Origin of the sequence: Flavobacterium glaciei, assembly GCF_003350545.1 — a bacterium.
Taxonomy (GTDB): domain Bacteria; phylum Bacteroidota; class Bacteroidia; order Flavobacteriales; family Flavobacteriaceae; genus Flavobacterium; species Flavobacterium glaciei.
Genome location: NZ_QQBA01000021.1, coordinates 1 through 12,784 on the forward strand (window position 1 = coordinate 1; position 12,784 = coordinate 12,784).

General features: G+C 33.8%; 12 protein-coding genes and 1 pseudogene. 10 read left to right on the plus strand and 3 right to left on the minus strand.

Features of this window, described 5'->3' with window-relative positions:
• Nucleotides 1-443: 443 nt before the first annotated feature.
• From DFR66_RS13150 to DFR66_RS13170, 5 genes are read left to right on the plus strand one after another with little or no spacing between them, the layout of a single operon-like run.
• Complete coding sequence (locus DFR66_RS13150; RefSeq protein WP_114755292.1) at nt 444-776, plus strand: ArsR/SmtB family transcription factor; 333 nt, start codon at nt 444-446, stop codon at nt 774-776.
• Between the two features lie 19 nt (nt 777-795).
• Nucleotides 796-1,266: a DUF6428 family protein gene (locus DFR66_RS13155; protein ID WP_114755293.1), complete on the plus strand. Its 471-nt coding sequence runs from the start codon at nt 796-798 to the stop codon at nt 1,264-1,266.
• 16 nt (nt 1,267-1,282) lie between these two features.
• Nucleotides 1,283-1,915 (plus strand): arsenate-mycothiol transferase ArsC, encoded by a 633-nt coding sequence (locus tag DFR66_RS13160; RefSeq protein WP_114755294.1) that lies wholly within the window; start codon nt 1,283-1,285, stop codon nt 1,913-1,915.
• Nucleotides 1,916-1,924: 9 nt separating this feature from the next.
• Nucleotides 1,925-2,971: an ACR3 family arsenite efflux transporter gene (gene arsB / locus DFR66_RS13165; protein ID WP_114755295.1), complete on the plus strand. Its 1,047-nt coding sequence runs from the start codon at nt 1,925-1,927 to the stop codon at nt 2,969-2,971.
• 7 nt (nt 2,972-2,978) lie between these two features.
• Nucleotides 2,979-4,037, plus strand: a complete 1,059-nt coding sequence (locus DFR66_RS13170; protein WP_114755296.1) for an ArsO family NAD(P)H-dependent flavin-containing monooxygenase — start codon at nt 2,979-2,981, stop codon at nt 4,035-4,037.
• An 18-nt stretch (nt 4,038-4,055) separates the two neighbouring features.
• Here the strand turns inward: DFR66_RS13170 and DFR66_RS13175 are convergent, their stop codons facing one another.
• The 3 genes from DFR66_RS13175 to rocD all read right to left on the minus strand — a co-directional run bounded on the left by DFR66_RS13175 (nt 4,056) and on the right by rocD (nt 7,891).
• On the minus strand, nt 4,056-5,351 hold the full coding sequence (locus DFR66_RS13175) for a TIGR00341 family protein (protein ID WP_114755297.1): 1,296 nt from the start codon (nt 5,349-5,351) through the stop codon (nt 4,056-4,058).
• Between the two features lie 291 nt (nt 5,352-5,642).
• Nucleotides 5,643-6,608, minus strand: a complete 966-nt coding sequence (locus DFR66_RS13180) for an arginase (protein WP_114755298.1) — start codon at nt 6,606-6,608, stop codon at nt 5,643-5,645.
• On the minus strand, nt 6,608-7,891 hold the full coding sequence (gene rocD, locus DFR66_RS13185) for an ornithine--oxo-acid transaminase (protein ID WP_114755299.1): 1,284 nt from the start codon (nt 7,889-7,891) through the stop codon (nt 6,608-6,610). Before rocD ends, DFR66_RS13180 begins: the two co-directional genes overlap by 1 nt.
• 230 nt (nt 7,892-8,121) lie before the next feature.
• Here rocD and DFR66_RS13190 point away from each other — a divergent pair, with 230 nt between their 5' ends.
• From DFR66_RS13190 to DFR66_RS14070, 5 genes and pseudogenes are all read left to right on the plus strand, one after another.
• Nucleotides 8,122-8,574: an Lrp/AsnC family transcriptional regulator gene (locus tag DFR66_RS13190; protein WP_091166676.1), complete on the plus strand. Its 453-nt coding sequence runs from the start codon at nt 8,122-8,124 to the stop codon at nt 8,572-8,574.
• A gap of 19 nt (nt 8,575-8,593) precedes the next feature.
• A complete protein-coding gene (locus DFR66_RS13195; protein ID WP_242008684.1) occupies nt 8,594-10,795 on the plus strand; it encodes a penicillin acylase family protein in 2,202 nt (733 codons plus the stop codon).
• A gap of 99 nt (nt 10,796-10,894) precedes the next feature.
• A complete protein-coding gene (locus DFR66_RS13200; protein ID WP_114755301.1) occupies nt 10,895-11,665 on the plus strand; it encodes a dienelactone hydrolase family protein in 771 nt (256 codons plus the stop codon).
• 271 nt (nt 11,666-11,936) lie between these two features.
• Nucleotides 11,937-12,047: pseudogene (locus DFR66_RS14100) on the plus strand (DUF3667 domain-containing protein); the annotation flags it as partial.
• A 111-nt stretch (nt 12,048-12,158) separates the two neighbouring features.
• A complete protein-coding gene (locus tag DFR66_RS14070) occupies nt 12,159-12,782 on the plus strand; it encodes a hypothetical protein (protein WP_242008685.1) in 624 nt (207 codons plus the stop codon).
• Nucleotides 12,783-12,784 lie beyond the last annotated feature (2 nt).

A 12,784-nucleotide genomic window follows, 5' to 3' on the forward strand; every position in this document is an offset into this window, starting at 1 on the left:
GCTGGAACTAATTAATGGTCTTCTACTATACATTATAGTATACTAAAAGCACCATTACATTTTTTGCTACCATATATCAAGGTGACATAATACAGATTCAAACAACTAAACGCTTTAGTTTACTCAGATTCGCGTTAGGGATAGAAGCGTAAAGCCCACAGTCCCGTTGAGTCTCAAACTCAACGGGGCGAGGACTTGTAGTGAATAGCCCGGCACTTGTAAACCTCCTGTAGCCTCTGCGGAAGGAGGTTTACAAGAGAAACGCCCTAATAAAAGTTTACTATTAGCTACTATACCTTTATAATAAGATAACACAATAGTGAGCAATAGCACAAGCTACAGATACACAAAGTGCACTCTGCGCAAATTATTTTATAAAATAATACTCCTTATATAGTATTGCATTTATTTATATCGTAATATTGCAATATAAATATATAGCGATGGGTATTACTAAATCAGAACATTTCACAGACGAGCAAAACGAGTTAGCCGTTTTAGCGAAAGCAATAGGTCATCCAGCACGGATTGCGATTATACAACACCTTATTAAAGTGAACAGCTGTGTGTGTGGTGATATTGTAAACGAACTGCCTCTTGCCCAACCTACTGTGTCGCAGCATTTGAAAGAACTAAAAAATGCTGGACTTATAAGAGGTAATTTTGAAGGGAATGCTATTTGCTATTGCCTTAACGAAGAAGGTTTTAATAAAATAAAAGGCTTTTTTCAGCATATTACTAGCTATTTAGAGAACAAGAAAAATCAATGTTGTTAATTTTAAAATTACAAGAATCATGAAACTATCAGAAATTAAAAAACAGCTGAGCACGTTAGACAATGTTGCTTTTGTATTACCAAACGGTACTTATGTTCCAGAACATTTTCATGTGACCGAAGTAGGAATGATTACCAAAAACTTTATTGACTGTGGTGGTAAAGTTAGAAACGAAAAAGTAGTTAACTTTCAATTATGGGATGCTAATGATTTTGAGCACCGATTGAAACCAAAGAAACTGCTTGATATCATTGCACTTTCTGAACAAATACTAGGAATTGAAGATTATGAGGTAGAAGTTGAATTTCAGGCCGAGACTATTGGGAAATATGATTTAGGCTTTAATGGTGCAGCTTTTACATTACTTAATAAGCAAACTGCATGCTTAGCAGAGGACCAATGCGGTATTCCAGTTGCTAAGCAAAAGGTAGTTTTATCAGACATGGGGAACCAAAATACTAGTTGTACTCCTGGTGGAGGATGTTGTTAATCTTTAAAATTATAGTATGAAACAGAACAAAGCCAACCTATTTCCTGAACTAGAGATTGTGATACTAAGTTTAGAATTTAGAACTATCCCTGAGGAACGAAAAAAAGTATTGCAACCGCTGATTGATTTTATTCAAGTAAAAGCTACCAATAGTGAAACTATACGATTGAACTTAATATGCACCCATAATTCTAGGAGAAGTCATTTATCTCAAGTTTGGGCACAAACTGCAGCGGCTTATTACAACATTAAAAATGTTTACAGCTATTCTGGCGGAACTGAGGCAACAGCTTTGTTTCCTATGGCGGCACAAGCATTAGAACAATCGGGATTTAGAATCGGAACTATTGCAAGAGGAAATAATCCTATTTATGCCATAAAATATGGAGAGAACGAACATCCAATCATTGGTTTTTCTAAAAAATATGATGACGAATTTAATCCAAAAAGCGAATTTGCCGCAATCATGACATGTTCGCAAGCAGATGGAGGTTGTCCTTTTATAGCTGGAGCTGAACAGCGCTTTCCTATTACCTATGATGATCCGAAAGCATTTGACAATACACCACAACAAGCAGAAAAATACTTAGAACGCAGTTTGCAAATTGCTACTGAAATGTGTTATGTATTCTCCCAAATAAAATTATAACCGATGACTATGAAAAAAAGATTAAACTTTCTTGATCGTTATTTAACCCTTTGGATATTCTTAGCCATGGCAATTGGTGTATCCATAGGATATTTTATCCCATACAGCAGCAATTTTATTAATTCCTTTTCGAGCGGAACGACCAATGTACCTCTCGCAATAGGGTTGATATTGATGATGTATCCGCCATTGACAAAGATTGATTTTTCGAAAATTCCGATGATGTTTGAAAAACCAAGATTACTGACTGCTTCATTTTTAATCACTTGGATTGTTGGTCCATTTTTAATGTTTTCATTGGCAACATTCTTTTTAAAAGACTATCCAGATTATATGACAGGGCTTATTATAATAGGAATTGCTCCTTGTATTGCAATGGTGATTGTCTGGAATGAATTAGCCGAAGGCAATAGAGAACTAACAGCGGGTTTAATAGGGATAAATAGTTTGCTTCAAGTGTTTTTCTTTAGTTTATATGCGTACTTCTATTTAGAAATCATGTTGCCATTATTTGGAATAAAAGGATTAGAGTTAAACATTACTGTAGCTGAAATTGCAACTACAGTAGGGATATATTTAGGAATACCATTTGCGTTAGCGGTAATAAGTCGTTATGCCATCAAGAAATTCATTGGAGACAAATGGTTCAATCAAAAATTTATTCCGTTTGTTTCACCTATTACCTTGATTGCGTTACTTTTTACCATTGTAGTCATGTTTAGTTTAAAAGGAGAAATGATTGTTGATTTACCAATGGATGTCATTAGAATTGCCATTCCACTTGTTATTTTCTTTACTATTATGTTTTTCTTGATGTTTTTTGTTTCGAAGAAAATTGGAGCCAACTATAGAGATGCCGTTGCGTTGTCTTTCACAGCATCGGGAAATAATTTCGAATTGGCAATTGCGGTTTCCATTGGCGTATTCGGAATCAATAGCGGACAGGCATTTGCAGGCGTTATTGGGCCATTAGTAGAAGTTCCGGCTTTGATTATTCTGGTAAACGTGGCTTTTTGGTTAAGAAAAAAATATTACAGCACAGCTGACCTAAAATAAAAATAAAATGGACCCAATTCTGGATGTAATTGTTATAGGTGGTGGACAAAGCGGTCTGGCTTGCGGCTATTATTTAAGACGCCATAAAGTCAACTTTTTAATCTTGGACAAAGAAGAAAAGTGCGGAGGTGCTTGGCTTCATGCATGGGATAGTTTGACGCTTTTTTCTCCAGCCGAACACAGTTCATTGCCAGGTTGGCTGATGCCAAAATCTAAAAACCTGTTTCCTTTAAAACAAGAAGTCATCAATTATTTGTGCCAATATGAAAAGCGTTACGAATTACCCATAGAACGCACTGTTACAGTTGAGAATATAACTTTTGAAAATAAAGTATTCACAGTGCATACTACTAAAGGAATCTATTTTTCTAAAACAATTATAGCAGCGGCGGGAACTTGGAGTAATCCTTTTATTCCAAAGATTCTGGGAATAGATACTTTTAAGGGGCTTCAAGTTCACTCTGCTGATTATAAAAATGCAAATCAGTTCACGAATATGAAGGTATTAGTTGTGGGCGAAGGAAATTCAGGCGCGCAAATTGTAGCCGAAGTTTCAAAGGAAGCAAAAGTAAAATGGTCTACTAGAAAACCACCTCAATACTTACCTGATGAAGTAGATGGTTTTTATCTTTTTAATGTGGCAACTGCTAAATATAATGCAGAAAAAGAGGGCAAACCTTTTAACGCCGCTAATTATGATTTGGGAAACATTGTTATGGTTCCACCGGTCAAAGAAGCGCGTTCCAGAGGTGGTTTAGTTTCAAGTGGTGGTTTTCAAAGCATGTATGAAAACGGTGTGATTTGGACTGACGGGACCACAGAAGATTTTGATGCGATTATTTGGTGCACTGGTTTTGGTTTTGCTACTTCTTTTTTAAAAAATATTGTTTCAACAGATGAGCGAGGCATTGTAAAAACTGAGGAAAGCAAAGCAACTGAAATTCCTGGACTATGGTTAGCAGGTTATGGTAGCTGGTCAGGTTACGCATCGGCAACACTTATAGGCATCAACAGGAATGCCAAACAAACTTGTTCAGAAATAGCTTCCTATTTACAGACAAACTAAATGATACTCATTTTCTACTTATTCGCGCTTATAAATTTCAATAGCCTCGGTTTTAAATTTGTTTTTGAGCCAAGCAGACAATTTTTGTTTTTCGGCAGAATTCATATCTTTTTTACTTTCATAAAGCACTACAGTAATCACTTTTTTGGTAGCCTTGTTTTCATTAAACACATGATTCGCAATGGCAATATTCTCAATTTCTGGAAAGAGTATTCGTGTTTCATTTAGTATAGCATTATTATCGAATTTTAAGGAAGTAATTTGGTTTTGCAATTTTGCAATAATCAAATCTTTTTCGCTCATTGTTTTATTGTTAAAGGTTATTTCATTCAAAATATCCTGCTTTAAGTCAGTTGTATCTTGAATAATATTTAAAACCGTATTGTTTAATTCATAGGTTTTCAATTTCCCATTAAGTTCTTTTATTTCGTCCTTATTCCATCTTTTTCTTAAAAAAGCAATATCTATTTTTTTTGGGTTTGATGTAAATTGCGTTTTTTTGTACAGAACAGTAAATCCTTGATCAATAAATTCTACTTTTAAAAATTGTTCTACTTTTTGTTTGTATTTTTTTTCTTGGAAAAGCTGATATGCAAAAAAGATACTTGGTACAATTAAAGCCAAAGTCAAAAAAGTAATCATATACTTTACTCGTTTTTCTGTCTTTAGATTAGTTTGTTTAACTATTGGATATTTTAAATATTTGACAATTATAAACGTTGCGATACAAATAAAAACACAATTGATCGTGTACAAATACATTGCACCAAAAAAGAATTTAAAATTTCCCAAAGCCAACCCATAACCTGCCGTGCATAAAGGAGGCATCAAAGCCGTTGCGATGGCAACTCCAGGAATAGGATTTCCTTTTTCAACCCTAGTGATTGCTATTACTCCCACAAGTCCTCCGAAAAAAGCAATAAAAATATCGTAAATATTAGGAGATGTTCTAGCTAGAAGTTCCGACTGCGTATCTTTAAAAGGACTTAAAAAAAAGTAAATGGTAGAAACCACCAAACTCACAACTGTAGCAATAAGCAAATTTTTAAGTGATCTTTTAAGTAAATTAAAATCATAAATTCCTAATCCGAAACCAGCTCCAACAATTGGACCCATCAAAGGTGATATTAGCATGGCTCCAATAATAACTGCTGTTGAATTGACATTCAGTCCTACAGACGCCACAACAATCGCACAAGCTAGAATCCATAAACTAGCGCCACGAAAGGAAATGTTCGATTTCACATTTTCTAACACTTTCTTTTTGTCTTCTTCTCCGCTATGTAAGTCTATAAAATTTACTATTTTATTCATACATTTTTATTTTATTTCATTTCAGGATCAATTATTTAATCCTAATTTAATGATCATAATGATTAATGAGGTCAGCAAGATAAACATTTTCGAACAAACTGAAAACTTTCCTATTCATCTATTGCGCAACTTTTTTAGTAGAAAACTTGTCTTGAAGCAAAGAGCAAAGAAGAATAACTAACTCCTCCACTACTCCATTTTTAAATTTTACGGCTGTTTCTAAAACGGAATAAAATTTAAAAAGCCCGAAATCAATTAGATTTCGGGCTTTTTTATACATTTAAAAAAAAACTATTCTACAGGAGGAATAAGAAGTTCTGAAGTTATGGCTTCTAGAACTTCAAAAGCAGTTTCAGCCATTTTATTACCTTTAGTGTCTAATAATGGATTTACTTCAACAAACTCTATACAAACTACTTTTTTAGTTTGGATAATTTGATTAATAATTGCAATGATCTCATATTGATCAAAACCCTTTGGTACCGGAGTTCCGGTCCCATAAGAAATCATATCACAATCCATAGAATCTACATCAAAAGAAATATACAAAACTTCACAATGTGCTAATTTTGACAAAGCTTCAGCGACACATTTCTGCAAGCCACGATACCTCACTTCATCCACCTTATAATTTTTGATTTGCAATTTTTCAATTTGCTTATCTTCCTCTTCCTCGGTATCACGCACACCAAAATAAATTAGATTTTCAGCTAAAACCTTCGGTCCTTGATGACCTATGTTTTTCATATCCTCCCAGTGTTGTTGCGTTTCTGCTGGAACTTCATTGTTCTGACTTCCCAAATTATCATCACCAAGTGCCGCAGATAAAGGCATTCCATGAATATTACCCGAAGGAGAAGTGTAAGGCGAGTGCAAATCTGCGTGGGCATCAATCCAAAAAACACCAATATTTTGCTCTGGATACGTTGCTTTGATACCACTTAACGTTCCTAATGCCGAAGAATGATCTCCAGACAAAACTATTGGAAAATAATTCCCAGATAAACTTTTCTTTACTGCATTGCAAACTCGTGTACATTGTTCTACAACATGCTCAATTCTTTTTGCGGAAGAACTTCGATTTTTATCATAAATAGATTCGTTATGTGTTTTGACATCTTCGAATTCAAATTGATTGAAATAATCACTGTTTTTATTAATTGCAGCAACTTCAATAGCATCAATACCTAAGTCAGATCCTCGTGTTCCTGCACCAATATCAGAACGGTTCTTTATTAATTTTATCGTTTTTCCCATTATCTAAAATCATTTAAAGCTCTTTCAATAATAGCCAAACATTCGTGTATTTGAGATTCCGTTATTACTAATGGCGGCGCAAATCGAATTTTATTTCCATGTGTAGGCTTTGCCAATAATCCATAGTCTCTGAATTTCATACAAATATTCCAAGCCAAATCAGATTCTTCATCACTATTGACAACTATAGCATTTAATAAGCCTTTTCCTCTCACCAATGTAATTAATGGATTTCTGGAAGCAATCTCATTAAGACCAGTCCTTAAAACTTCTCCTAAATAAGCAGCATTTTGCGCTAAATTCTCTTCACGTACTACTTCAAGCGCAGCAATAGCAACGGCAGCAGCAATAGGGTTCCCACCAAAAGTAGATCCATGTTGCCCCGGTTTAATTACATTCATTATATGATCATTTGCTAAAACTGCAGAAACTGGATACACACCTCCAGAAATAGCTTTGCCTAGAATAAGGATATCTGGTTTCACTTCAGGAGAATTTTCACAGCCTTTTTTACAGTCACAATTTCCACAAGTTGCCAATAATCTTCCTGTGCGGGCTATCCCTGTTTGGACTTCGTCCGCAATAAATAAAACATTATGTGCCTCACAAAGCGCTTTGGCTTTAGCTAAATATCCTTCGGAAGGAACATAAACTCCAGCTTCTCCTTGAATTGGTTCCACTAAAAATCCTGCTATATTTTTTGTTGATTTTAAAACATTTTCTAAAGCTTCAATATCGTCGTATGCTATTTTTATAAATCCTTCTGTAAAAGGACCAAAGCTTTTACGTGCATTTTCATCATTAGAAAATGAAATGATTGTTGTTGTTCTCCCGTGAAAATTATTTTCACAAACAATAATTTGTGCTTGATCTTCAGGAATTCCTTTTACCTCATACGACCACTTTCTACATAATTTTAATGCAGTCTCTACAGCTTCTGCACCAGTGTTCATAGGCAACACTTTATCAAAATTAAAATACTTAGTTACGTATTCTTCAAAAGGTCCAAGTTGATCATTATGAAAAGCACGCGAAGTCAACGTCAATGTTTGCGCTTGTTTTACCATAGCACCCACAATTTTTGGATGACAATGACCTTGATTTACAGCAGAGTATGCTGATAAAAAATCAAAATATTTTTTTCCGTCCACATCCCAAACATATACGCCCTCGCCTTTTTCTAAAACTACAGGTAATGGATGGTAATTATGTGCTCCGTATTGGTTTTCTTTTGCTATTAGCGCTTCAGATTTTGAAGAAAGGTTTTGTTCTCTATGTGTCATGATGTTACGGATTTATTATTTGAAAGAACAAATTTAGTATTTTTTTTTAATTTAGCAATAAAAATAAATATTTTGACTTTTAAAAAGAGTCTATTTAAAAATATTTACTTAATTTAGATTGAAAATAAGTCATTTTTACATATTCGATTTGTCATAAAGATGCATTTCGAAATAAATAAAAATAAGTACTTTTATACAAACAAAAAAGCTTCATTAATAACAAAACTAACATGGATATAGTAGACGAATTTGATATCAATATTATTAAAGAATTAGAAAAAGATGGTAGAATGGCGTATTCAGCTATTGCAACGAATCTAAAAATATCGAATACTATGGTGCATCAGCGCATCAACAGATTAATGGAACAAGGAATCCTTACTGGAATAAAACCTGTTATCAATGAAAAAAAAGTAGGATATGATTGGGGATCTTTTACAGGAATTACGCTGAATAAAGATCAAGATTCTGATAGAATTATTGAAGAACTAAAAAACATTCCTGAGATAACTGAATGTTATTACATCACTGGATCTTTTACCCTTTACATAAAAATCATTGCTAAAGATCACGAACACATGCGCAAAGTACTTTATGAAAAAATAGATAATATTCCAGGTATTGCTAAAACGGATTCAATAATTGAATTGGGTTGCGCCTTTAAACGAAATGTAAGTCTCTAACTTAATATACAAAATAACGATGAAGTATTTCAAGAACCATTTACCACTAATTATCTTAGTTTTTTGTATAAGTTACTCGATGTTTTCTCAAAAAATATCAAACCAAGAAATAGAACGATTAAAAAAACTATCACAACAAGTCACCATCATCAGAGACAATTGGGGAATTGCGCATGTTTATGGCAAAACCGATGCCGATGCAGTTTTTGGAATGTTGTATGCACAATGCGAAGACGATTTCAAACGAGTTGAAATGAATTACATTGAAAAACTCGGACGCCTTTCAGAAATCAAAGGGCAGTCTGTTTTATACAATGATTTAGAAATCAAACTTTTGATTGACACCGAAGAAGCCAAAGCCGATTATAAAAAAGCGGCGCCTTGGTTAAAAAAATTATTAAAAAGTTATGCGGACGGAATCAACTTTTACCTTTACAACCATCCTGAAATAAAACCTGATTTATTAACTCATTTTGAGCCTTGGTTTCCATTACTTTGGACAGATGGAAGTATTGGAGCCATAAGTACTGGAGGTCTTTCAACCGGAGAGTTGAAAGCTTTTTATTCTGGAAACAACGATAAAGTAGCCTACATAGAACGTGAAAAAGACGTACATACAGGTTCTAATGGTTTTGCAGTTGCTCCATCTAAAACAGCATCGGGAAATTCCATTTTATACATTAATCCACATACCACTTTTTATTTCAGACCAGAAATACAAATGAGCAGCGAAGAAGGATTGAACGCCTACGGAGCGGTGACTTGGGGGCAATTTTTTATTTACCAAGGATTTAACGAAAACTGCGGTTGGATGCATACTTCCTCAAATGTGGATGTTGCGGATATGTATGCGGAGAAAATCGTGACCAAAAACAACAAACTATTCTATGAATACGATAATAAGTTAGTACCTGTTATCGAGAAAAAAATAACACTTAAGTATCTGGAAAACGGAAAACTAATTCCTAAAACATTCAAAACCTATCATACCAATCACGGCCCAATTATGGCTAAGAGAGATGGAAAATGGATTAGCTTAAAATCCAATAATCGTTCGATGAAAAGTCTGGAACAAAGTTGGACACGAACAAAATCCAAAAGCTTTGAAGATTATAAAAAGGCAATGGACTTGAAAGCTAATACCTCAAATAATACCGTTTATGCTGATAAAGAAGGAAATATTGCATACTGGCACGGCAATTTTGTTCCTATTCGAGACAAGAAACTGAATTGGTCAAAAGTGATGGACGGCACGACTCCAGCAACGCAATGGAAAGGATTACATGATGTTTCAGAAATAGTACATTCTTATAATCCAATAAACGGCTGGCTGCAAAACTGTAATTCTACACCTTATACCGTAGCTGGAAATAATAGTCCAAAAAAAGAAAATTACTTACCCTATATGGCTCCAGACGGAGAAAGTTTCAGAGGATTAAATGCAGTTAGATTATTGAGTAAGGGCGATAAATATACATTAGATAAAGTGATTGCAGACGGTTATGACACAAAACTGACAGCTTTCGAATTGTTACTTCCAGCGTTAATTTCTAGTTTTGAAAAAAATATCAGCTCAGAAAACCCTCTTTACGGAGAACTTTCAGAACCTATTAGTCTACTAAAAAATTGGGATTATTATGCCAAAGAAAATTCTGTTGCCACAACACTAGCTGTTGAATGGGCATATAAATTAGACCCAATAATTCAAAAAGTATATACTAATGAAGGAGAACTGGATCAAGTAGAAAACACTATCAATTTTGCAAAAAATGCTTCTCCAGATCAACTAATTCCTCAACTGCAAAAGGCGGTTAACGAATTGAAAATTAAATTTGGAACTTGGCAAATTCCTTGGGGAGAAATCAATCGTTTCCAGAGAACTTCTGGTGACATTAATATGGTTTATAACGATGCTTTGGAAAGTTTACCTATTGGTTACGGACCGGCAATTTGGGGAAGTTTACCCGCTTTTAAAAGCAGTTTTCAAAAAGACACCAAAAAACGATATGGAACTAACGGAAACAGCTTTGTATGCGCGGTTGAATTTGGAACAATAATAAAAGCTAAATCAGTGCTTGCAGGAGGAAACAGCGGAGATCCAAAATCGAAACATTTTTATGATCAGGCTGAAATGTACCGAAAAGGGCAATTTAAAGACGTTTTGTTCTACAAAGAAGACGTTCAAAAAAATGCCGAAAAAACGTACCATCCAGGAGAATAATAATCATAAGAATTTAAAATACTGTCATAAGGTAAAAAAATCAAAGTCTTACTTTAAGCGTAAATTAAGTTAGACATTTGTAAAAATAAAAAATTAAACATGAAAAATATTTTCTTTACCTTTTTAGGTTTATTATTCATTTCTAACGGTGCATCTGCACAGCTTAAAGCAATAAATTATACCGATGGAAATCAAAAATTAAATGGTTTGTCAATTACTCCCAAAAAAGGAAGTAAAACAAAACCAGGAGTTTTAATCCTTCCCGCTTGGAAAGGAATAGACGCTCATTCAAAACAATCTGCAGAAAAACTTTCAAAAATGGGGTATTATGCATTTGTGGCAGATATTTATGGTGAAGGAAATTACCCAACAAACACGCAAGAAGCCGCAAAGCAATCCGGTTTTTACAAAAACAATGTGGCAATTTATCAAAGACGTATTCAACTTGCTTTAGATCAATTAGTGAAAGCAGGCGCAAATCCAGATAATATTGTTGTGATAGGCCACTGTTTTGGAGGAACTGGCGTACTTGAAGCAGCTAGAGCAGGAATGAAAATTCAAGGAGCCGTTTCTTTTCACGGTGGTTTAGGACGTGATGCTACAAGAGTGAATAATCCAATCACCGCAAAAATTCTGGCATTACATGGCGCTGATGATCCTTATGTACCAGTTGCTGAAATATCCTCTTTTCAACAAGAAATGAGAGATTCAAAAGCAGATTGGGAAATGGTATATTACGCTAATGCAGTACATGCCTTTACTGAAATTGAAGCTGGAAACGATAATTCAAAAGGAGCTGCATATAATGAAAAAGCTGCAAAACGTTCTTGGGAACGCATGAATTCTTTCTTAGAAGAAGTTTTGAAATAATATAGAAAATTTAATTTTTTTCAAAAACAGTATAAGTTCGGTTTTTTTGTTAGTTTTATAAATTAAAGTGTAGCAAAAAGTCTAGAATTTAAACTGTTTTTTTATGTCTAAAAGTAAAATCAGAAAAGACAAAACCTGCCTTAATTGCAGATTTGTAGTAGAAAATTGATTCTGTCCGAATTGTGGACAAGAAAACACCAATACTAGAAAAACGTTCCATCATTTATTCAGTCACTTTTTTGAGGATTTAACACATTATGAAAACGCTTTTTGGCGCACCATAAAAAATCTTTTTTTCAAGCCTGCATCTCTTACAATAGAATACCTTTCAGGAAAACGATTATCTTATTTAGCTCCAATCAGATTATACATCTTTATAAGCTTTATCACTTTTTTAATAATTGCCATTTTTCCTAATGCCACTAATTCTTCCGATGAAACTCTTGAAAAGAAATCTACCATTACCACTGAAAACAAAGCATTTCAAAGTACGTTGTCTACAAATGAATCCAATATAAAAACCCAAAAGGATTCAAAAGATAAAATTCAGTTATTTAATTTTGGATACCAATCCGTCAAACAATTAGATTCTATTCAAAAGCATGCTCCTGAGTCGGAAAAATTATCCGATTTTAATTATTGGATGAACAAAAAAATCCAAATCGTTAAAGATAACAACACACAAAGCGAAATCATTGAAAAATTCATTAGTTCCTTTACCAATAATTTACCCAAAGTTCTATTCATATTTATGCCGATATTTGCTTTTTTCCTCTGGCTTTTTCACAATAAAAAACGCTGGTATTACTTTGATCATGGTATTTTTACCTTACATTATTTTTCCTTTTTGTTGTTACTATTTTTGTTATTGTTTCTAGTTAACAAAGGATTGACGCCATTTTCAGAATCTATTCTCATTTCATTCATACAAATAGTAATAAATTTTATTGGTACTGGATGGATGATTTATTATTTTTTTCCTGCTCATCATCGTTTTTATGTTGAAACCCGCTTAATTTCCTTTATAAAAAACAGTTTGTTATTTTTTATTAACTTCGTACTCATTATTATCATATTATCAATCTTTGCCATTCACACCTTTATTAATTTACATTAAAA